A 19,711-nucleotide genomic window follows, 5' to 3' on the forward strand; every position below is an offset into this window, starting at 1 on the left:
ATGAAGCAGCACACCGTGACCGACAGCCCCTACGGCCCCCTCACCCTCGTCGCCGACGACGGGGTCCTGTGCGGCCTCTACATGACCGACCAGCGCCACCGCCCGCCGGAGGAGACCTTCGGCACCCGCGACGACACCCTGTTCGGGGAGGCGGAGGAACAACTCGAGGCGTACTTCGCGGGTGACCTCGAGGAGTTCACCGTCGAACTCCGCCTGACGGGCACCCCGTTCCAGCGCACCGTCTGGGAGCAACTGAGCCGCATCCCGTACGGCGAGACCCGCACCTACGGCGAACTCGCCGCCGTCCTCGGCACTCCCACCGCCTCCCGGGCGGTCGGCCTCGCCAACGGCCGCAACCCCGTCGGCATCATCGTCCCCTGCCACCGCGTCCTCGGCGCGAACGGCAGCCTCACGGGTTACGGCGGCGGCCTGGACCGCAAGCGCCGCCTGCTGGAGTTCGAGAGCGCACCACGCTCCCGTGCCGCCTCACCGAGCTGACGCAGGCGCGTCAGTGGTGGTCGCCGTGCCGGCCCAGGGTCTCCACGGGGGTCGCGCCGGGGCGGGTCCACTGCGGCACGGGGCGGCTGGCCGGGCCCCAGGTGGCGTTCCCGTCCGCGTCCGAGCGCCAGTACCAGCAGGCCTGGCGGCCCACGGCCGGGTGCCCCTCGCGGACATCGCCGAGCACGGGCCGGCCCTCGGGGTTGTCCTCCCACGCCTCGCCGCGGCCGTAGGGCGTCATGTCGAGCAGGCTCAAGGACCCGTTGACCGGCTCGTTGCCGCGGCCCGTCGTGGAGTAGGTGAGGAACACCCGGTCGCCGTCGCGCAGGAAGCAGGCGATGTGCCCCATCTCTCCGCCGACCGGTGCCTCCACGCCCCGCACCGAGTACCAGGGCTGGGTGTAGCCCATGAACGCGACGTAGGCGGCCACCTCGTCCCACGGGCCCGAGGTCAGAACGGCGAACGAGACGCCCCGGGCGTTGAGGTACACGGCGTCCTTCACATGCCAGGCCGTGGTGGTACAGCCCTCGCACTGCCCCTGGTGCGGTGCTCCGTCGTACCACATGTGCTGGTAGACCACGAGCTCGTCGCGCCCCTGGAACAGGTCGAGGAACGGGACCGGCCCGTCGGCGCCGGTGACCGCGACCGTGCCGTCGAGCTCGACCATCGGCAGCCGCCGCCGGGCCGCGGCGATCGCGTCGCCCTCACGGGTGTGCGCCTTCTCGCGGACCAGCAGCTCCTCGCGCGCCGCCTGCCAGGTGGCGAGGTCGACGACCGGCGGCTTGCCGGGGAGGTCGCCGCTCGGGTTGCCGGGCGTGGTCGTCATGGTGGCCTCCAGGGTGTCTCGTGCCGGGCAGCGTCGTACGACGTGCCACGACGCTCACCGGAAGAGACTCGCGCCCCGGCCGGAACTCATCGCGGCAGGAGGCGCCCTCAGCCGATCCGCTTCAGCAGGGCCGGGAGCGCCGTGCCGATGGGTTCCCGCACGATCTCGTCGGCGCGCTCGTCGTACGGCGTCGGCTCGGCGTTGACGATGATCAGACGGGCGCCGTGGTCGGCGGCGACACCGGCGAGGCCGGCGGCGGGCTGGACCTGGAGGCTCGTGCCGACGGCGACGAACACCTGGCAGGCCTTGCTGATGGCGGCCGCCTCGCCGAGGACGACGGGGTCGAGCCGCTGGCCGAACATCACCGTCGCCGACTTCAGGACACCGCCGCACTCCAGACACGGCGGATCGTCCTCACCGGCCTCGACCCGGGCGAGCGCGTCCTGCATCGGGCCGCGGGTGTGACAGCCGGTGCACACGAAACTCCGTGCCGTGCCGTGCAGTTCGAGGACCTTGCGGGCGGGCATCCCGGCGAGCTGGTGCAGCCCGTCCACGTTCTGCGTGATCACCCGCACCGGCACCCCGGACCTCTCCAGGTCGGCGATGGCCCGGTGGGCGGCGTTGGGCTCGGCCTGCAGCGTCCGGTTCTTGCGCCGCATCTGCCACGACCGCCGCCGGATCTCCGGATCGCCCATGTAGTACTCGTACGTCACGAGCTTCTCGGCCTCCGGATCCCGCCGCCACAGCCCGTTCGGCCCGCGGTAGTCCGGGATCCCGGAGTCGGTGCTGATCCCGGCACCGGTGAGGAGGGCGACTAGGGGCTTGGCCATGAGCCGAGGGTAGGACGCCGGGCCGTACGGGGCGAACGGATATCCGAGGGACGTGCTGGGCGGCGCCGACCGGTGTCGTACCACCCCCTGGGCGGAGGGGGAGGACCGGCCGAAGTACGCCGCACTGTTTCAGCCGACCCGGTCGCCGTTCTCCAGCTCCGCCGTGCCCGAGCCGTCCGCCAGGACGTCCAGGGCGGTGAGGACGCGGCGGCCGAGAGCGCCCGGGAGGTACTCGGTCAGCTCCTCGCGCGGTACGAGCCGCCAGGACAGCAGTTCCTCCTCCTGGAGGCGGATCGCCTTGAAGTCGTCCTCGCCCAGCACCCCGCCGTCGTACAGATACGCCACCAGCGGCGGACGCCCCGGGCCGTGCACCCAGTCCACCGCCAGCAGCCGGCCGAGCTCACGGTCCAGGCCGATCTCCTCGGCCGTCTCGCGCCGCGCGCCCTGCCGAGGGGTCTCGCCGTCGTCGGACTCGATCGTGCCGCCGGGCAGCGTCCAGCCGTCCCGGTAGTTGGGCTCGACGAGCAGCACCCGGCCCTCGCCGTCCCGGAACAGCGCGGCAGCGCCGGCCAGGACGCGGGGCAGGGACGCGATGTAGGCGGCGAAGTCAGCAGAGGTCGTCATGGGGGCAGGGTAGCTTTACGGTCGGGTTCGACCGGCGTCGTCGGGTGAGGAGCGCCTGGCCGGAATCGGCCGGTTCGCTTCGGTCAGGCCTCCAGCTCGGCGAGCCGCAGCGTCCGCTCCGCCAGCTCGCTGATCCGCACCCCGTCGAAGCCGAACACCGCGCTGCGGACCGTGTCCTCCAGCGGGGCCTTCCAGCGCTCCGGGATGGCGGCCGCCCCGCCGAACACGCCCGCCACCGAACCCGCGGTCGCGCCGTTGGAGTCGGTGTCCAGACCGCCGCGGACGGTCAGGGTGATGGTGCGCGTGAAGTCGCCGTCGCCGTAGAGCAGGCCTGCGGTCAGGACAGCGGCGTTCGGAACGGTGTGGATCCAGCCCATCCCGACGGTCTCCTCGGCGATCGTGGTGAGCGTGTCCTCCCAGGACATCCGGGTGTCGTGCAGGGAGACCACCCGGCGTACGGTGCGGGCCAGGCGGCTGCTCGCCGGGATCACGGCCAGGGCCTGGTCGACGGCGTGCCGCACGGTGGGTGCCGTGAACGCCGCCGCGATCAGCGCCGCGGCCCACATCGCCCCGTAGACCCCATTGCCGGTGTGCGACAGCACCGCGTCCCGCCGGGCCAGCGAGGCGGCCCGGCGCGGCACGCCCGGGCAGGTCCAGCCGTAGATGTCGGCCCTGATCAGCGCCCCGATCCACTCCTGGTACGGATTGTCGTACGTCGCCGTCAGCGGCGGCTTGAGCCCGTCGGCCAGGTTGCGGTAGGCGGCCCGCTCGGCGGTGAACGTCTGGAGGTACGGCAGCCGCAGCAGCCACAGGTCGCCGACCTGCTCGGTGCTGAAGCCGAAGCCGTGGGTCTCCAGCAGGTCGAGGCCGAGGATCGCGTAGTCGACGTCGTCGTCACGGCAGCTGCCGTGGATCCGGCCGCGCACACACTGGCGCCACTCGGGCCGCAGCGCGGTCGCGTCGTCGCCGGTGGGCTCGGGCAGGTAGTCGGTCAGGGGGAGGGCGGCGGCCTGTCTGAGGTAGCGGTCGATGCGGTCACGTGTCCAGACCTCGCCCTGTTCGACCGGTTTGCCGAGCATGTTGCCCGCGATGCGGCCCAGCCAGCCGCCGAGGATGCGGTCGGCGAGTCCTGCTTCGGTGTCGACGAGGGTCATGGTTACGGTCTACCCGTTTCCGCGGGATCGCCCGAGGGGGTGGGGCCGCCGGTCCAGGAGTCGGGCAGATGCTGACGCCCGGGGCGTGCTCCGGTTAAGGTCACAGCGGCGCGACTGGCCCTGACGTGCGTGAGGGCCCGGAGAGCAAGGGGAGTGCAAGTGGCGGACGCTGCAGTGAGCGGGACCCGAACGACGCAGCGGGTGCTCGTCGCCGCGGACAAGTTCAAGGGGTCGCTGACGGCCGTGGAGGTCGCCGAGCGGGTGACGGCCGGGCTGCGCCGGGCCGTGCCGGACCTCGAGGTCGAGGCGCTGCCCGTGGCCGACGGCGGCGACGGAACCGTGGCCGCGGCGGTCGCGGCCGGGTTCGAGCGCCGCGAGGTACGGGTCGCCGGCCCCCTCGGCGGTGAAGTGACGGCGGCGTTCGCGCTGCGCGACGGCACCGCGGTCGTGGAGATGGCCGAGGCGAGCGGACTCCAGCGGCTGCCCGCCGGGGTCTTCGCCCCGCTCACGGCGTCCACGTACGGCTCCGGCGAGCTGCTGCGGGCCGCCCTGGACGCGGGGGCCCACACGATCGTCTTCGGGGTCGGCGGCAGCGCCACCACGGACGGCGGCGCCGGGATGCTGTCCGCGCTGGGCGCCCGGTTCCTGGACGCGGACGGCGAGCCGGTACCGCCGGGCGGCGGCGGCCTCGCCGATCTGGCCACAGCCGATCTGTCGGGCCTCGACCCGCGCCTCACCGAGGTCGAACTGGTCCTCGCCAGCGACGTCGACAACCCGCTGACCGGCCCGAAGGGCGCGCCCGCGGTCTACGGCCCGCAGAAGGGCGCCTCGCCGGACGACGTGGCGGCGCTGGACACCGCCCTCGCGCACTTCGCGAAGGTGCTGGAGGGGCCGGCCGGCTCGAAGGCCGCCGAGTACGCCGCCTCGCCCGGCGCGGGCGCGGCGGGCGGCATCGGCTACGGCGCCCTGCTGCTGGGCGCCCGGTTCCGCCCCGGCATCGAGGTGATGCTCGACGTCCTGGGCTTCGCGCCCGCGCTGGACCGTGCCGATCTGGTGATCACCGGCGAGGGCTCACTCGACGAACAGACCCTGCACGGCAAGGCCCCGGCGGGTGTCGCCGCGGCGGCCCGCGCCGCCGGCAAGGACGTCGTGGCGGTCTGCGGCCGCCTCGCCCTGCCCCCGGAGGTCCTGGGCCGGTCCGGCTTCCGCCGGGCCTACCCCCTGACGGACGCGGAGCCGGACGTGGCGAAGTGCATCGCCGAGGCGGGCCCGATCCTGGAGCGGGTGGCCGAGCGCATCGCCAGGGACTTCCTGACCTGAGCAAGCAAAGGGCCCCGGACCGAAACCCGGTCCGGGGCCCACGCGAGAGTCAAACGCTACGGAAGCTGCGCCGCCCGCGCCTCGCGCCGGTTGCCGCGGAAGTTGTTCACCCGCCGGGCCGTCGCGAACAGCGGAATCACCGCACCCATGACCAGCTGAAGCGCACATCCCGTCTGCAGCAGCAGCTGTCCGCTCGGCGCGTCGAACGCCCACGCCGTCAGCAGCCCCATGCTCAGCACGATCCACGACAGCATCGCCACGGCGAGCCGCCCCCGCGGCTTCGGGTACTCGACCCGGCTCACCATGAGCCACGCCGTACCCAGGATCGCCAGCAGCGTCGCCACGAAGGGCAGCTCAAGCAGCACGATCGAGACGACCGTCAGCGCCCCGAACGGCGACGGCATGCCCTGGAACGTCCCGTCCTTGACGGTGACGCACGAGAACCGCGCAAGCCGCAGCACCACCGCCAACAGCACGACGATCGCGCCCACCGCCGCGACCCGCTCATGCGCGTCCCGCGCGACCATGCCGTACACGAGCACGAAGTACGCGGGTGCCAGGCCGAAGCTGATCAGATCGGAGAGATTGTCCAGCTCCGCACCCATCGGGGACGACCGCAGCTTGCGGGCGACGAGGCCGTCGAACAGGTCGAAGACAGCCGCGCACAGCATCAGGATCACGGCCGTGGCCGCGCTGTTGCGGGCCATGCCCAGATCGTCACCCGAGAGGTGCGGGATGAGGATGCCGGTGGTCGTGAAGTACACCGCCATGAACCCGCACGTGGCGTTGCCGAGTGTCAGAGTGTCCGCTATCGAGAGGCGAAGGGAGAGGGGCATCTCCTCTTCTTCGTCCACCTCGTCGGCCTCCGGGACCCAGCCGGCCTTGGTATCAGGATCAATCACGGTCAATGCGAGTCACCCCAGCCACGGTCTTCTGACCGACCTCGACGTCTACCTCCACGCCCTCGGGCAGGTAGATGTCCACACGCGAACCGAAACGGATCAGGCCGATCCGCTCGCCCTGCTCGACCTTGGTGCCCTGGGGCACGTAGGGAACGATGCGACGGGCGACCGCGCCGGCGATCTGGATCATCTCGATGTCGCCGAGCTCGGTGTCGAAGTGCCACACGACCCGCTCGTTGTTCTCGCTCTCCTTGTTGAAAGCGGGAACAAAGCCACCGGGGATGTGCTCGACGGACGTCACCGTGCCGGCCAGCGGCGCGCGGTTGACGTGCACGTTGAGCGGGCTCATGAAGATCGCGACGCGGGTGCGGCCGTCCTTCCACGGCATGATGCTCTGCACCACACCGTCGGCGGGCGAGATGACCCGGCCCTGGGTGATCTCGCGCTCGGGGTCGCGGAAGAACCACAGCATCCCCGCCGCGAGCGCGGTGGCGGGAACGGCGACGGCCTTGGCGGCGCCGGAGCGGCGGGCACGGGCCAGGCTGAGGGCTGCGGTGGCGACGGTCGGAAGGAGCCACGGCGATGCTCCGCGCGCGAGGCGTACGCCGGCCCGGCTGTCGCGTGGTGCAGAGGTTTGGCTGTGGGGCATGGATGACCTTCGTAGCGGATGAGGCCGCACTCTGACGGGGGACGGCGGCTTTCCGGCGATCGTAGCGGCTCGGGGCCGTAACTGGGTAAGCCAGGCAGCCGAGTCGGCGGCTGAAGAGTGCTGACGGGGTGTGATCTTCTTCTCCAAGAAAACACCCCGTATCCGGACATCTAGCCCTGGAATCGATACTCTTCGAGCAGTCGCCGACCGATGATCATTTTCTGGATCTCGGCGGTACCTTCACCGATGAGCAGCATCGGCGCCTCACGGTAGAGGCGCTCGATCTCGTACTCCTTGGAGAAGCCGTAGCCGCCGTGGATCCGGAAGGCGTCCTCGACGACTTCCTTGCAGTACTCGGAGGCGAGGTATTTCGCCATCCCGGCCTCGAGGTCGTTTCGCTCCCCGGAGTCCTTTTTGCGAGCTGCATTCACCATCATCGCATGCGCGGCCTCGACCTTGGTAGCCATCTCCGCGAGCTTGAACTGGATCGCCTGGTGCTGGGCGATCGGCTTCCCGAAGGTGTGACGCTGCTGCGCGTACTGTACGCCCAGTTCGAAGGCACGCTGAGCGACGCCGCAGCCACGTGCCGCCACATTGACGCGCCCGACCTCGACCCCGTCCATCATCTGGTAGAAACCACGGCCCGTGACCCCGCCGAGCACGCGATCCGCAGGAATCCGCAGGCCATCCATGATGAGTTCGGTGGTGTCGACACCCTTGTAACCCATCTTGTCGATCTTGCCGGGGATGGTGAGGCCGGGGCGGACCTCGCCGAAGCCGGGCTCCTTCTCGACGAGGAAGGTCGTCATCGACTTGTGGGGCGCGGTGCCCTCGGGGTGACCTTCGTCACTTCGGACCAGAACGGCCACCAGATTCGACGTCCCGCCGTTCGTCAGCCACATCTTCTGGCCGTTCAGGACGTACTCCTCGCCGTCCCGCACCGCCTTCGACGTGATCGCCGAGACGTCCGAGCCGAGGGCCGGCTCCGACATCGAGAACGCGCCACGAATGTCGCCCGCCGCCATCTTCGGCAGGAAATGGTCCTTCTGTTCCTGCGTGCCGTGCTGCTTGAGCATGTACGCCACGATGAAGTGGGTGTTGATGATGCCGGACACCGACATCCACCCGCGGGCGATCTCCTCCACGCACAGCGCGTACGTCAGGAGAGACTCGCCCAGGCCCCCGTACTCCTCGGGGATCATCAGGCCGAACAGGCCCAACTCCTTCAGCCCGTCGACGATCTGCTGCGGGTACTCGTCGCGGTGTTCCAGCTCCGTCGCGACCGGGAGGATCTCCTTGTCCACGAAGTCCCGGACGGTGGACAGGATCTCCTGCTGGATGTCCGTCAGACCGGCTGTCTGGGCGAGTCGCGCCATGGCTACTTCTCCTGCTCCTTGAGCTCGGGGCGGCCGGGCTGCTCGCCGCCGCGCTCCTTGATGTACGTCTCGGTCGGCACCATCACCTTGCGGCGGAACACGCAGATCAGCGTGCCGTCCTGCTTGTAGCCCTTGGTCTCGACGTAGACGATGCCGCGGTCGTTCTTCGACTTCGACGGCCACTTGTCGAGCACGGTCGTCTGGCCGTAGACGGTGTCGCCGTGGAAGGTCGGCGCCACGTGCTTGAGCGACTCGATCTCCAGGTTGGCGATCGCCTTGCCGGAGATGTCCGGGACGGACATGCCGAGCAGGAGGGAGTAGATGTAGTTCCCGACCACCACGTTCTTGCCGAAGTCGGTCGTCTTCTCGGCGTAGTTGACGTCCATGTGGAGCGGGTGGTGGTTCATGGTGAGGAGACAGAACAGGTGGTCGTCGTACTCCGTGACCGTCTTGCCCGGCCAGTGCTTGTACGTCGCGCCGACCTCGAACTCCTCGTAGGTGCGTCCGAACTGCATCGCCGTCACGCCTCCGGGATCTCGAACTTGGTGGTGCGCCGCATGCCGGCGGCGCGTCCCTTGCCGGAGACGACCAGGGCCATCTTGCGGCTGGCCTCGTCGATCATCTCGTCGCCGAGCATCGCGGAGCCCTTCTTGCCGCCCGCCTCGGACGTGTAGTAGTCGTACGCGTCCAGGATCAGCTCGGCGTGGTCGTAGTCCTCCTGCGAGGGCGAGAAGATCTCGTTGGACGCCTCGACCTGGCCCGGGTGCAGCACCCACTTGCCGTCGAAGCCGAGGGCGGCGGCGCGCTGGGCGACCTCGCGGTAGCCGTCGATGTTGCGGATCTGCAGGTAGGGGCCGTCGATCGCCTGGAGGTTGTTGGCGCGGGCGGCCATCAGGATCTTCATCAGGATGTAGTGGTAGGCGTCCGCCGGGTAGCCGGGCGGCTGCTCGCCCACGACCAGCGACTTCATGTTGATGGAGGCCATGAAGTCGGCCGGGCCGAAGATGATCGTCTCGACGCGCGGGGAGGCCGTCGCGATCTCGTTGACGTTGTTCAGGCCCTGCGCGTTCTCGATCTGCGCCTCGATGCCGATCTTGCCGACCTCGAAGCCCATCGTCTTCTCGATCTGGGTCAGCAGCAGGTCGAGGGCGACGACCTGCTGGGCCGTCTGCACCTTGGGCAGCATGATGCAGTCGAGGTTCTGGCCGGCTCCCTCGACGACCGTGACGACATCCCGGTACGTCCACTCGGTCGTCCAGTCATTGACGCGCACGACGCGCGTCTTGCCCGTCCAGTCGCCCTCGTTGAGGAACTTGACGATGGTGTGCCGCGCGTCGGGCTTGGCGAGCGGGGCGCACGCGTCCTCCAGGTCGAGGAAGACCTGGTCCGCCGGGAGGCCCTGCGCCTTCTCCAGGAAGCGGGGGTTGCTTCCCGGCACCGCGAGACACGAGCGGCGGGGACGCAGACGGTTGACGGTCATGCGGGGACCTCCAGGGGGTCGAGCTTGTTCGCTTTCCGGATCTCGTCGACGATGCGGCCGATGATTCCGGTGATGTCGAAGTCCTTCGGGGTGAAGACGGCGGCCACTCCGGCTTGCCTGAGCTGCTCGGCGTCACCATTCGGGATGATGCCACCGGCGATCACGGGTATATCTGTGGCACCGGCCACACGGAGCCGTTCGAGGACGTCCGGGACCAGCTGGGCGTGCGAGCCGGACAGGATGGACAGGCCGACCGCGTGCACGTCCTCGGCGAGGGCCGCGTCCACGATCTGCTCGGGCGTCAGCCGGATGCCCTGGTAGACCACCTCGAAGCCGGCGTCACGCGCGCGCACGGCGATCTGCTCCGCGCCGTTGGAGTGCCCGTCCAGGCCCGGCTTGCCGACCAGGAAGCGCAGCTTGCCGACGTCCAGGTCCTTGGCCGTCAGATCCACCTTGCGGCGGACCAGGGCCAGCGCGCTGCCCTCCTCGACCGGGACGGCCACGGGCGCCGACGAGACGCCCGTCGGGGCGCGGAACTCGCCGAACACCTCGCGCAGGGCCCCGGCCCACTCGCCGGTCGTCGCCCCGGCGCGGGCGCACTCCAGGGTGGCCTCCATGAGGTTCTCGGTGCCGCGGGCGGCCTCCTTCAGCCGCTCCAGCGCCTTGCAGGGGCGCGGGTGGTTGAAGGGCGGCTGGTAGCGGTTGTCGCGCCACTGCTGGAGCGAGGCGATGACGCGGGCCTCGACCGCCGGGTCGACCGTCTGGATCGCGGTGTCCAGGTCGGCGGTCAGCGGGTTCGGTTCGGTGCCCTCGAAGGCGTTGACACCGATGATCTTCTCCTGGCCCGACTCGATGCGGCCCCGGCGTTCCGCGTGCGAGGAGACCAGCTGGGACTTGAGGTATCCGGACTCGACGGCCGCCATCGCGCCGCCCATCTCCTGGATGCGGTCGATCTCGGCGAGGGCGGATTCGACCAGTTCCCCGACCTTCGTCTCGATCACCTTCGAGCCGTCGAAGATGTCCTCGTACTCCAGCAGATCGCTCTCGTAGGCCAGCACCTGCTGGATGCGCAGCGACCACTGCTGGTCCCAGGGGCGGGGCAGGCCCAGCGCCTCGTTCCAGGCGGGCAGCTGCACGGCACGCGCGCGTGCGTCCTTGGAGAGGGTCACGGCCAGCATCTCGAGCACGATCCGCTGGACGTTGTTCTCCGGCTGGGCCTCCGTCAGGCCCAGGGAGTTGACCTGGACGCCGTAGCGGAAGCGGCGGTGCTTGGGGTTCTCGATGCCGTACCGCTCACGGGTGACCTTGTCCCAGATGCGGCCGAAGGCGCGCATCTTGCACATCTCCTCGACGAAGCGGACGCCCGCGTTCACGAAGAACGAGATCCGGCCGACGACATCGCCCATGCGCTCCTGCGGCACCTGGCCGGAGTCGCGCACGGCGTCGAGCACGGCGATCGCGGTGGACATCGCGTACGCGATCTCCTGCACCGGCGTGGCGCCCGCCTCCTGCAGGTGGTAGCTGCAGATGTTGATCGGGTTCCACTTCGGGAGGTGGGAGACCGTGTACGCGATCATGTCCGTCGTCAGACGGAGCGACGGCCCCGGCGGGAACACATGGGTGCCGCGGGACAGGTACTCCTTGACGATGTCGTTCTGGGTCGTGCCCTGGAGCTTGGTGATGTCCGCACCCTGCTCCTCGGCGACGACCTGGTAGAGCGCCAGCAGCCACATGGCCGTGGCGTTGATGGTCATCGAGGTGTTCATCTGCTCCAGGGGGATGTCCTGGAACAGCCGGCGCATGTCACCGAGGTGCGCGATCGGCACACCGACCCGGCCGACCTCGCCGCGGGCGAGGATGTGGTCGGAGTCGTAGCCGGTCTGCGTCGGCAGGTCGAACGCCACCGACAGACCCGTCTGCCCCTTGGCGAGATTGCGCCGGTACAGCTCGTTGGACGCCTCGGCCGTGGAGTGACCGGCGTACGTGCGCATGAGCCACGGCCGGTCCTTCTGACGCTCACTCATGGACGGACCTCAGATGTTCCGGAAGCGGTTGATGGCGTCGATGTGCTTGGCGCGCTTCTCGTGGTCGCGCACGCCCAGGCCCTCCTCGGGGGCCAGCGCGAGCACGCCGACCTTGCCCTGGTGGAGGTTGCGGTGCACGTCGTAGGCGGCCTGGCCGGTGTCCTCCAGGGAGTAGACCTTGGAGAGCGTCGGGTGGATCTTGCCCTTCGCGATGAGCCGGTTGGCCTCCCAGGCCTCGCGGTAGTTGGCGAAGTGCGAGCCGATGATCCGCTTCAGCGACATCCACAGGTAGCGGTTGTCGTACTCGTGCATGTAGCCCGAGGTCGAGGCGCAGGTGGTGATGGTGCCGCCCTTGCGGGTGACGAACACGCTCGCGCCGAAGGTCTCGCGTCCGGGGTGCTCGAAGACGATGTCGATGTCCTCGCCGCCGGTGAGTTCGCGGATGCGCTTGCCGAAGCGCTTCCACTCCTTGGGGTCCTGGGTGTTCTCGTCCTTCCAGAACTTGTAGCCCTCGGCGTTGCGGTCGATGATCGCCTCGGCGCCCATCGCCCGGCAGATCTCCGCCTTCTGGGGGCTGGAGACGACACAGATCGGGTTGGCGCCGCCGGCCAGCGCGAACTGGGTGGCGTACGAGCCGAGTCCGCCGGACGCGCCCCAGATGAGCACGTTGTCGCCCTGCTTCATGCCGGCGCCGTTGCGGGAGACCAGCTGCCGGTAGGCGGTGGAGTTGACCAGGCCGGGGGCGGCGGCCTCCTCCCAGCTGAGGTGGCCGGGCTTGGGCATCAGCTGGTTCGACTTGACCAGGGCGACCTCGGCGAGGCCGCCGAAGTTGGTCTCGAAGCCCCAGATGCGCTGCTCGGGGTCGAGCATCGTGTCGTTGTGGCCGTCGCTGGACTCCAGCTCGACGGAGAGACAGTGCGCGACGACCTCGTCGCCGGGCCGCCAGGCGTTGACGCCCGGGCCGGTGCGCAGGACGACGCCCGCGAGGTCGGAGCCGATGACGTGGTACGGCAGGTCGTGGCGCTTGGTGAGCTCGCTGAGCCTGCCGTAGCGCTCCAGGAAACCGAACGTCGACAGCGGCTCGAAGATCGAGGTCCACACCGAGTTGTAGTTGACCGAGGAGGCCATGACGGCCACCAGGGCCTCGCCCGGGCCGAGCTCCGGGACCGGAACCTCGTCCAGGTGGATCGACTTGCGGGGGTCCTTGTCGCGGGTCTCGAGGCCCGCGAACATCTCCGTCTCGTCCTTGTGCACGGTGATCGCGCGGTACGACTCGGGGAGCGGGAGGGCGGCGAAGTCCTCCGACACGGAGTCGGGCGACTGGATCGCGGCCAGGATGTCCTTCATGGTCACGGTGTTGCCTCCGGCGGTGTGCGCCCTGAGGGAGGGGCGCTGAGGGTTACGTCGGTGCTGCTGAGGGTTGAGGGTGTGCCGTCGGTTCGGCGGTGGTGCTGTTCGGCAGCGCTTTGTGGCGCGGGAGGTTGCCTGTGACGCAGGCGTCCGGGCGAGCAGGCGGTGGGCTTGCTGGGACGTCGCCCGGACCTCTTCAACGTATGACACCGCGTGTCACCTCGCAAGGCACTGAGTGCCAGAACTTGCTCTCAGATGAAATCTTTACGTAACAAATGAGCGATGATCGATCGAATGGCCTCGGTGGGGCATGCCAAAACGGCCCCTGACATGCCAAAACGGCCACCCCGTGGGGTGGCCGTCATCACAGGTGGTGCGAGCGCTCAGCGCTCCTTGAGCGCCTGCTCGATCGTCCTCATGACCTCGTCCAGCGGGGCGTCGGTGCGGGCGACGGTCACCAGCACCTCGCCCTGGGTCGAGGCCGTGGCCGCGGCCGGCTGCGGGTCCGTGGAGCGCCCGGCCCCGATGCCCGTGCCGAAGGTCTTGCGCACGATCGCGAAGGCGTGGTCCAGCTGCGTCTCCACGTCCCCCTGCCCGCCGGCCCGCAGCCAGCGCCGCAGGACGTGGTTGTGGGCCGTGACCACGGCGGACGCGGCGACCTCCGCCAGCAGCGGGTCGTCGTTGGCGTCGTCGGCGTGCGCGCGCTCGTCGAAGTGGCCGAGGAGATAGCGGGTGAACAGGCGCTCGTAGCGGGCCACCGACGCGATCTCCGCCTCGCGCAGCGTGGGCACCTCGCGCGTCAGCTTGTAGCGGGCGACCGAGATCTCCGGCCGGGCCGCGTACATCTTCATGACTTCCTTGATGCCGCGGCACACCGTGTCGAGCGGATGCTCGTGCGCGGGCGCGGCGTTGAGCACCGCCTCGGCACGGATCAGGGTGTCGTCGTGGTCGGGGAAGATCGCCTCTTCCTTGGAGCGGAAGTGGCGGAAGAACGTGCGTCGGGCGACCCCGGCCGCGGCCGCGATCTCGTCGACGGTGGTCGCCTCGTACCCCTTGGTCGCGAACAGCTCCATCGCGGCGGCCGCCAGTTCCCGGCGCATCTTGAGCCGCTGGGCGGCGGCGCGAGAGCCTGCGGCACGTTCCGGCGCGTCGGTCGTAGCTGATGTACGTGAGGACTTGGCGGGCTGGGGCATGCCCTGAACGTACTGCATGTGCGCAGCTCGCTGCGCATGGCCTGGTTCGTGGAACCGGTCCGGGCCGAGCAGGCCACCCCACTCGGCGCCGGACCGGAACCAGTCGCCGGGACCCTCAGCGCTTGGCATATTCGCGGAAGCCACGGCCGGTCTTGCGGCCGAGGCAGCCCGCGGCCACCAGGTGCTCCAGCAGCGGCGCCGGGGCGAGCCCCGGGTCGCGGAACTCGCGGTGCAGGACCTTCTCGATGGCGAGCGAGACATCGAGTCCGACGACGTCCAGCAGCTCGAAGGGACCCATCGGGTACCCGCCGCCCAGCCTCATCGCCGCGTCGATGTCGTCGAGGGACGCGTAGTGCTCCTGCACCATCTTGATCGCGTTGTTGAGGTACGGGAACAGCAGCGCGTTCACGATGAAGCCCGCCCGGTCCCCGCAGTCCACGGCGTGCTTCCTGATCCGGCCGCAGACCTCGCGCACCGTCGCGTGGACGTCGTCGGCCGTCAGCACCGTACGGACGACCTCGACCAGCTTCATGGCCGGCGCCGGGTTGAAGAAGTGCATGCCGATCACGTCCTGCGGGCGCGAGGTGGCACGGGCGCAGGCGACGACCGGCAGGGACGAGGTGGTGGTCGCCAGGACCGCGCCCGGCTTGCAGACCTTGTCCAGGGCGGCGAACAGCTGCTGCTTGACCTCCAGGTCCTCGGCGACGGCCTCCACGGCCAGGTCGACGTCGGCGAAGTCGTCGTACGTGCCCGTCGGCGTGATGCGGTCCAGGGTCTGCGCGGCGGCCTCGGCGGTCAGCCGGCCCTTGTCGACCGAGCGGGCCAGGGACTTGCCGATCCGGGCCTTCGCGGCCTGGGCCTTCTCCTCGCTGCGGGCGGCGATGACCACGTCGTACCCGCCCTTGGCGAAGACCTCGGCGATACCGGAGGCCATGGTGCCCGAGCCCGCGACACCGACCGAGCGGACCTCCCGGCCCGCGGTCAGGCTGCCGCCCTCCAGCGGGGTCAGCGCGTCCCGCACGACGACCGGGCTGTCCGGCGCCTCGTACGTGTAGAAGCCACGCCCCGCCTTACGGCCGGTCAGGCCCGCCTCGCTCAGCTGCTTCAGGATCGGGGCCGGTGCGTGCAGACGGTCGCGGGACGCGGCGTACATCGCCTCCAGGACCGTGCGCGCGGTGTCGACGCCGATCAGGTCGAGCAGCGCCAGCGGGCCCATGGGCAGCCCGCAGCCCAGCCGCATCGCGGCGTCGATGTCCTCGCGGGAGGCGTACTTGGCCTCGTACATCGCGGCGGCCTGGTTGAGGTAGCCGAACAGCAGGCCGTCGGCGACGAAGCCCGGGCGGTCGCCGACCGCGACGGGCTCCTTGCCCAGGTCCAGGGCGAGGTCGGTGACTGCCGTGACGGCCGCCGGCGCGGTCAGCACCGAGGAGACGACCTCGACCAGCCGCATCGCCGGGGCCGGGTTGAAGAAGTGCAGGCCCAGCACCCGCTCCGGACGGGAGGAGTCGGCGGCCAGCCGGGTGACGGACAGGGCGTTGGTGCCGGTCGCCAGGATCGTCCCCGGGCGCACGATCCCGTCCAGCTCCCGGAAGATCTGCTGCTTGACCTCGTACGTTTCCGGCGCCACCTCGATGACCAGGTCGGCGTCGGCCGCCGCCCCGAGGTCGGTGGAGGTGCGGACCCGGGCGAGGATGTCGGCGCGTTCCTGCTCGGTGAGCCGCTCGCGCTCGACGCCACGGGCGGTGGAGGCCTCCAGGGCGGCGACGCACTTCGCGGCCTGGGCCTCGCTGATGTCGATGCCGACGACCTCGCGGCCGGCCTTGGCGAGGACCTCGGCGATGCCGGTGCCCATCGTGCCGAGGCCGACGACGGCGATGGTCTGCAGCGGGGACTGGGACGGGTCGGACAGGGGAGTGGCCATCGCGGGACTCCAGGAATGAGGGTGACGACGGGGAACACGCCCGGGTACGCCTAGGGGCGCACCGGGTGCGTGAGAAGTGCGGGTGTTGCCGGGCTGCAAGCGCACACGCCCGGTGAAGGAGGACCGGCCCTGTCCCGGGGCCGAGTCGCACCGCGGTACTGAATGAAGTACCGAACCGACTGCTCTCACGACGGCCGCGTCACCAGACCGCCGCGAGGAAATACGAGTGGGTAACTCGCTCGTCTGAGCTTAACTGGCGGGTAACGAGCGCGCCAGCCCTCGTCTTTGTGATGTACGTCCCGCGCGGCTCCCGGCACCCCTAATCTCTCCACCATGGACGAAGAGTTGCGATCACTCACGCTGCGCTTACGGCAGGAGTCGGGGGCGACGCCCGCGTTCGAGCGGCTCGTGGCGACCGACGACGTCGACGCCCTGGCAGGCGTGCTGACCGAGCCCGGGCAGCAGCTGTGGGCGAGGGAACTGGCCGCGTTCCGGCTCGGGCTCGCGCGGGACCGGCGGGCCTTCGAGGCCCTGGTGCTGCTGCTGAACCACCGGGACCCGCCGCGCTGCGCCTCCGCCGCCTACGCCCTCGCCCGCCTCGGCGACCCGCGCACCGCCCGCGCGGCCGCGGCCCTCGCCACCAACGAGCTGCGCGTCGCCTACGCCCTCCACCCCGTACGGCTCCTGGTCGAGCTGCGCGCCCCGGAGGCCGTGCCCGCGCTGATCACCACCCTGCGGCGGCGGCTGCGGCCGCACGACCCCTACCGTCGTGTCGCCCTCGCCTGTGTGGACGGACTCGGCACGCTCGGCGACGCCCGGGCCAGGCCCGTCCTGGACGAGGCCCTCGCCCATCCCGTGCTCGCCGAGGCGGCGGTGCGTGCGCTGGGGAGGATTCCGAAGCAGCGGTGAGGTCAGCGGGGGAGCGGTCTCGCGTAGCGCACTTCGGGGACGGTGGTGCCCTCCACCTCGAAGGGCTCCTCGGCACCGTCCGCGAGGAAACCGGCCCGTTCGTAGAAACGGCGGGCCCGGCCGTTCTCCTTGAGGACCCACAGGAGCAGCCGGCCGTGTCCCGCGCGGGAACAGCGCCCGACCGACTCCGTGAGCAGCGCCCGCCCCACGCCGCGTCCCAGGTGCTCCGGGTGGACGTAGATGGCGTACAACTCGGCGTCCGGCGTAAGGACTTCACCGTCCCGGTACGGGCCGTGGCAGGCCCAGCCGACGAGCTCGCCGCCGGCGTCCTCGGCGACCAGGTTCACCACGCCGCCGTCGGCCTGCGCGAAGTACGTACGGCGGCGCTCCGCGTCCTCGGTGGGGTCAAGGCCGTCCAGATACCCCTGCGGGATCAGGCCGCGGTACGCGCTCTGCCAGCCGCGTACGCGGATCTCCGCGACACGGTCGCAGTCGGAGAGCACCATCTCCCGGATCCGGAGCGCCTTCATTCCGCCACCACGGCGAAGGCCTCGACTTCCATCAGGAACTCGGGCCGGACCAGGCCGGCGACCCGCACCGCCGAGGCGGCCGGCAGCCGGTCGTCGGGTATGTGCTCGGCGCGGGCCGCGCGGATGGCCGGCATATGGGCCATGTCCGTGACGAAGTAGGTGAGTTTGACGACGTCGTCGAAGGTCGCCCCGGCCGCGGCCAGGCAGCGCCCGAGGTTCTCGAAGACCTGGCGGGCCTGCGCCGCCGGGTCGCCCTCGCCGACCAGCCCGCCCCGCTCGTCCAGCGCGAGCTGACCGGCGACGGCCACGAAACGGCCGGTGCCCATGACGACGTGGCTGTACTGGGCCGCGGCAGCGACCCCGTCGGGGGCGGGGATCCTCGTCAGCTCGCTCATGGGTCCATAGTGGACCACGGGTCTGACAGTGCCCGCCCCGACGGACGGTCAGATGCTCAGCCGCGGAAGCCGAGCAGGCGGTGCAGTGTCGAGCCGCGTGCGGACATCGACGCGGTCTTCGACGTCAGCGGCTTGGGGTCCGGCAGGGCGTCGCACGTCGCGTCCCGTGTGCCGACACCACGCGGCACGGTGCCGTCGGACAGATAGGTCGCCAGGTACTTGTCCAGGCAGGCGTTCCCGCTCAGCGTGATGCCGTGGTTGCCGCCGCCCTGCTCGACGACCAGGCTGGAGCGTGCCAGCAGGTCGTGGACGGTGACGCCGCCCTCGTACGGAGTGGCCGCGTCGTTCGTCGCCTGGAACAGCAGGGCCGGCGGCAGCTGGCCGTTGGCGATGCTCACCGGACGCGCCGCGTCGGTCGGCCAGAACGCGCACGGTGCGTTGTACCAGGCGTTGTTCCAGGTCATGAACGGCGCCTTCTCGTACGCCGCCCAGTTGTCCTTGCGCCACTGGTGCCAGTCACGCGGCCAGAACGCGTCCCGGCACTGCACCGAGGTGTAGATGCTGTAGCTGTTGTCGTCGGCGGCGTCGATCGCGCCGAAGTTCTTGTACACCTCGACCAGCGGGGCGGTGGTCCTGCGGTTCACGTATGCCGCGAACGCCTCCGCCAGATAGGGCCAGTAGCCGTTGTAGTAGGTGCCCGGGACGAAGGTGTCCTCCAGCTCGGCGGCGCCCACCTTGCCGCCCGCCGGGTCCTTGCCCAGCGCCGCCCGCATCGCGTACCACGTGGCTTCGATCTTCTCCGGGTCGGTGCCGAGCCGGTAGCGCTCGTCGTGCCTGGCGACCCAGGCCATGAAGGCACGGTGGCGGTCGTTGAAGGCGTGGTCCTGGTTGAGGTTCGCGGTGTACCAGACGTCGGTGGGGTCGACGATCGAGTCCAGGACCATGCGCCGGACGTGCTGCGGGTACAGCCGCCCGTAGACCGCGCCCAGATAGGTGCCGTACGAGTAGCCGAAGTAGTTGATCTTCCGCGCGCCCAGGGCCTGCCGGATCGCCTCGATGTCGTGCGCGGCGCTGACCGTGTTGATGTACGGCAGCAGGTGCCCGTACTTCTCGGTGCAGGAGACGGCGAAGGACTTGGCGCGGGCGAGGTTGGCCCGCTCGACCTCGGGCGTGCTCGGCACGGAGTCGGGGCGCACCGGGCCGAAGTAGCCGGGCCGGCAGTCCAGTGCGGGCCTGCTCTCGCCCACGCCGCGCGGGTCGAAGCCGATGATGTCGTACTGGGCCGCGACCTCCTTGGGCAGCGAGGTCGCGACGAAACCGGCGAGCGTCAGACCGTCGCCGCCGGGGCCGCCGGGGTTGACCAGCAGCGGGCCCTGGAACGTCTCGGCGGTGTGCGGGACGCGGGACAGCGCGAGGGTGATCTGCGGACCGCGCGGGTTCGCGTGGTCGAGCGGCACCTTGACAGACGCGCACTGGAGCATCGGATAGTCGGTGGTGCCGCACTTCTTCCAGCCGGGTTTCGCGGCGCGAAACGTTTCCGCGGAGTGCGGTGCGCTCGCCTCGGCGGGCACGGCCGTAAGGCTCCCGGCCAGCACGACGGCAGCGCCGCACAGCACGGCTGCGCGTGTTCTCATGGAGTCCTTCCAGGACGGAGAGGCGTCGGACCGCGGAGTTCACGGTCATCGCGGATTCGTCCCGGCAAGCGGCTCTGGAAGAACGTGTTCTGTCAA

General features: G+C 70.4%; 19 protein-coding genes. 3 read left to right on the top strand and 16 right to left on the bottom strand.

Translation table 11 applies throughout. The annotated features are described in order from the left end of the window. On the top strand, positions 1 to 498 hold the full coding sequence (locus OHU35_RS34845; protein ID WP_189726258.1) for a methylated-DNA--[protein]-cysteine S-methyltransferase: 498 nt from the start codon (positions 1 to 3) through the stop codon (positions 496 to 498). Between the two features lie 10 nt (positions 499 to 508). Here the strand turns inward: OHU35_RS34845 and OHU35_RS34850 are convergent, their stop codons facing one another. The 4 genes from OHU35_RS34850 to OHU35_RS34865 form a co-directional block, all read right to left on the bottom strand. Continuing rightward, positions 509 to 1,324, bottom strand: coding sequence for a DUF899 domain-containing protein (locus OHU35_RS34850; RefSeq protein ID WP_359889163.1), 816 nt, complete (start codon positions 1,322 to 1,324; stop codon positions 509 to 511). A 107-nt stretch (positions 1,325 to 1,431) separates the two neighbouring features. Then, the gene (locus OHU35_RS34855) at positions 1,432 to 2,154 is read right to left on the bottom strand and encodes an SIR2 family NAD-dependent protein deacylase (RefSeq protein WP_405508129.1); all 723 of its coding nucleotides are present in this window, start codon (positions 2,152 to 2,154) and stop codon (positions 1,432 to 1,434) included. A gap of 129 nt (positions 2,155 to 2,283) precedes the next feature. Next, the gene (locus OHU35_RS34860; protein ID WP_189726255.1) at positions 2,284 to 2,778 is read right to left on the bottom strand and encodes an NUDIX hydrolase; all 495 of its coding nucleotides are present in this window, start codon (positions 2,776 to 2,778) and stop codon (positions 2,284 to 2,286) included. Positions 2,779 to 2,861: 83 nt separating this feature from the next. Then, positions 2,862 to 3,932, bottom strand: a complete 1,071-nt coding sequence (locus OHU35_RS34865; RefSeq protein WP_405508130.1) for an ADP-ribosylglycohydrolase family protein — start codon at positions 3,930 to 3,932, stop codon at positions 2,862 to 2,864. Between the two features lie 201 nt (positions 3,933 to 4,133). On the opposite strand from OHU35_RS34865, the gene OHU35_RS34870 reads away from it, so the two are divergent. Next, complete coding sequence (locus OHU35_RS34870; protein ID WP_405509383.1) at positions 4,134 to 5,252, top strand: glycerate kinase; 1,119 nt, start codon at positions 4,134 to 4,136, stop codon at positions 5,250 to 5,252. Positions 5,253 to 5,308: 56 nt separating this feature from the next. Here the strand turns inward: OHU35_RS34870 and pssA are convergent, their stop codons facing one another. The 9 genes from pssA to OHU35_RS34915 all read right to left on the bottom strand — a co-directional run bounded on the left by pssA (position 5,309) and on the right by OHU35_RS34915 (position 16,147). Next, entirely contained in the window at positions 5,309 to 6,088 is a 780-nt protein-coding gene (gene pssA / locus OHU35_RS34875; protein WP_189726329.1) for a CDP-diacylglycerol--serine O-phosphatidyltransferase, read from the bottom strand. Between the two features lie 58 nt (positions 6,089 to 6,146). Then, a complete protein-coding gene (locus OHU35_RS34880) occupies positions 6,147 to 6,803 on the bottom strand; it encodes a phosphatidylserine decarboxylase (RefSeq protein WP_215117587.1) in 657 nt (218 codons plus the stop codon). Positions 6,804 to 6,973: 170 nt separating this feature from the next. Then, on the bottom strand, positions 6,974 to 8,179 hold the full coding sequence (locus OHU35_RS34885; protein WP_189726252.1) for an acyl-CoA dehydrogenase family protein: 1,206 nt from the start codon (positions 8,177 to 8,179) through the stop codon (positions 6,974 to 6,976). 2 nt (positions 8,180 to 8,181) lie between these two features. Beyond that, positions 8,182 to 8,694 (bottom strand): MaoC family dehydratase, encoded by a 513-nt coding sequence (locus OHU35_RS34890; RefSeq protein ID WP_189726251.1) that lies wholly within the window; start codon positions 8,692 to 8,694, stop codon positions 8,182 to 8,184. A 5-nt stretch (positions 8,695 to 8,699) separates the two neighbouring features. Further along, the gene (locus OHU35_RS34895) at positions 8,700 to 9,659 is read right to left on the bottom strand and encodes a CoA ester lyase (protein ID WP_189726250.1); all 960 of its coding nucleotides are present in this window, start codon (positions 9,657 to 9,659) and stop codon (positions 8,700 to 8,702) included. Beyond that, positions 9,656 to 11,683: a protein meaA gene (locus tag OHU35_RS34900; RefSeq protein WP_189726249.1), complete on the bottom strand. Its 2,028-nt coding sequence runs from the start codon at positions 11,681 to 11,683 to the stop codon at positions 9,656 to 9,658. Before OHU35_RS34900 ends, OHU35_RS34895 begins: the two co-directional genes overlap by 4 nt. Before the next feature lie 9 nt (positions 11,684 to 11,692). Then, complete coding sequence (gene ccrA, locus OHU35_RS34905) at positions 11,693 to 13,030, bottom strand: crotonyl-CoA carboxylase/reductase (protein WP_189726328.1); 1,338 nt, start codon at positions 13,028 to 13,030, stop codon at positions 11,693 to 11,695. A gap of 386 nt (positions 13,031 to 13,416) precedes the next feature. Next, the gene (locus OHU35_RS34910) at positions 13,417 to 14,226 is read right to left on the bottom strand and encodes a TetR family transcriptional regulator (protein ID WP_229873111.1); all 810 of its coding nucleotides are present in this window, start codon (positions 14,224 to 14,226) and stop codon (positions 13,417 to 13,419) included. A gap of 115 nt (positions 14,227 to 14,341) precedes the next feature. Then, on the bottom strand, positions 14,342 to 16,147 hold the full coding sequence (locus tag OHU35_RS34915) for a 3-hydroxyacyl-CoA dehydrogenase family protein (RefSeq protein ID WP_189726247.1): 1,806 nt from the start codon (positions 16,145 to 16,147) through the stop codon (positions 14,342 to 14,344). 333 nt (positions 16,148 to 16,480) lie between these two features. Between OHU35_RS34915 and OHU35_RS34920 the strand changes: the two genes are divergently transcribed. Next, complete coding sequence (locus tag OHU35_RS34920) at positions 16,481 to 17,056, top strand: adenylosuccinate lyase (RefSeq protein WP_184588545.1); 576 nt, start codon at positions 16,481 to 16,483, stop codon at positions 17,054 to 17,056. A 2-nt stretch (positions 17,057 to 17,058) separates the two neighbouring features. Here the strand turns inward: OHU35_RS34920 and OHU35_RS34925 are convergent, their stop codons facing one another. From OHU35_RS34925 to OHU35_RS34935, 3 genes are read right to left on the bottom strand one after another with little or no spacing between them, the layout of a single operon-like run. Then, positions 17,059 to 17,586, bottom strand: a complete 528-nt coding sequence (locus tag OHU35_RS34925; protein ID WP_359889177.1) for a GNAT family N-acetyltransferase — start codon at positions 17,584 to 17,586, stop codon at positions 17,059 to 17,061. Continuing rightward, positions 17,583 to 17,981, bottom strand: coding sequence for a RidA family protein (locus OHU35_RS34930; RefSeq protein WP_359889180.1), 399 nt, complete (start codon positions 17,979 to 17,981; stop codon positions 17,583 to 17,585). Before OHU35_RS34930 ends, OHU35_RS34925 begins: the two co-directional genes overlap by 4 nt. 56 nt (positions 17,982 to 18,037) lie before the next feature. Continuing rightward, positions 18,038 to 19,615, bottom strand: a complete 1,578-nt coding sequence (locus OHU35_RS34935; protein WP_405508134.1) for an alpha/beta hydrolase — start codon at positions 19,613 to 19,615, stop codon at positions 18,038 to 18,040. Positions 19,616 to 19,711 lie beyond the last annotated feature (96 nt).

The sequence above is a fragment of the Streptomyces purpurascens genome (assembly GCF_045040895.1).
Taxonomy (GTDB): domain Bacteria; phylum Actinomycetota; class Actinomycetes; order Streptomycetales; family Streptomycetaceae; genus Streptomyces; species Streptomyces purpurascens.

What these genes read in the sequence shown, in the direction of transcription:
- OHU35_RS34880 (WP_215117587.1), bottom strand. Translation starts at nt 6,803, where the DNA reads ATGCCCCACAGCCAAACCTCTGCACCACGCGACAGCCGGGCCGGCGTA.
- OHU35_RS34910 (WP_229873111.1), bottom strand. Translation starts at nt 14,226, where the DNA reads ATGCCCCAGCCCGCCAAGTCCTCACGTACATCAGCTACGACCGACGCG.
- OHU35_RS34845 (WP_189726258.1), top strand. Translation starts at nt 1, where the DNA reads ATGAAGCAGCACACCGTGACCGACAGCCCCTACGGCCCCCTCACCCTC.
- OHU35_RS34925 (WP_359889177.1), bottom strand. Translation starts at nt 17,586, where the DNA reads ATGAAGGCGCTCCGGATCCGGGAGATGGTGCTCTCCGACTGCGACCGT.
- OHU35_RS34935 (WP_405508134.1), bottom strand. Translation starts at nt 19,615, where the DNA reads ATGAGAACACGCGCAGCCGTGCTGTGCGGCGCTGCCGTCGTGCTGGCC.
- OHU35_RS34855 (WP_405508129.1), bottom strand. Translation starts at nt 2,154, where the DNA reads ATGGCCAAGCCCCTAGTCGCCCTCCTCACCGGTGCCGGGATCAGCACC.
- OHU35_RS34885 (WP_189726252.1), bottom strand. Translation starts at nt 8,179, where the DNA reads ATGGCGCGACTCGCCCAGACAGCCGGTCTGACGGACATCCAGCAGGAG.
- OHU35_RS34900 (WP_189726249.1), bottom strand. Translation starts at nt 11,683, where the DNA reads ATGAGTGAGCGTCAGAAGGACCGGCCGTGGCTCATGCGCACGTACGCC.
- OHU35_RS34930 (WP_359889180.1), bottom strand. Translation starts at nt 17,981, where the DNA reads ATGAGCGAGCTGACGAGGATCCCCGCCCCCGACGGGGTCGCTGCCGCG.
- OHU35_RS34895 (WP_189726250.1), bottom strand. Translation starts at nt 9,659, where the DNA reads ATGACCGTCAACCGTCTGCGTCCCCGCCGCTCGTGTCTCGCGGTGCCG.
- OHU35_RS34920 (WP_184588545.1), top strand. Translation starts at nt 16,481, where the DNA reads ATGGACGAAGAGTTGCGATCACTCACGCTGCGCTTACGGCAGGAGTCG.
- OHU35_RS34850 (WP_359889163.1), bottom strand. Translation starts at nt 1,324, where the DNA reads ATGACGACCACGCCCGGCAACCCGAGCGGCGACCTCCCCGGCAAGCCG.
- ccrA (WP_189726328.1), bottom strand. Translation starts at nt 13,030, where the DNA reads ATGAAGGACATCCTGGCCGCGATCCAGTCGCCCGACTCCGTGTCGGAG.
- OHU35_RS34860 (WP_189726255.1), bottom strand. Translation starts at nt 2,778, where the DNA reads ATGACGACCTCTGCTGACTTCGCCGCCTACATCGCGTCCCTGCCCCGC.
- OHU35_RS34890 (WP_189726251.1), bottom strand. Translation starts at nt 8,694, where the DNA reads ATGCAGTTCGGACGCACCTACGAGGAGTTCGAGGTCGGCGCGACGTAC.
- OHU35_RS34865 (WP_405508130.1), bottom strand. Translation starts at nt 3,932, where the DNA reads ATGACCCTCGTCGACACCGAAGCAGGACTCGCCGACCGCATCCTCGGC.
- pssA (WP_189726329.1), bottom strand. Translation starts at nt 6,088, where the DNA reads ATGCCCCTCTCCCTTCGCCTCTCGATAGCGGACACTCTGACACTCGGC.
- OHU35_RS34915 (WP_189726247.1), bottom strand. Translation starts at nt 16,147, where the DNA reads ATGGCCACTCCCCTGTCCGACCCGTCCCAGTCCCCGCTGCAGACCATC.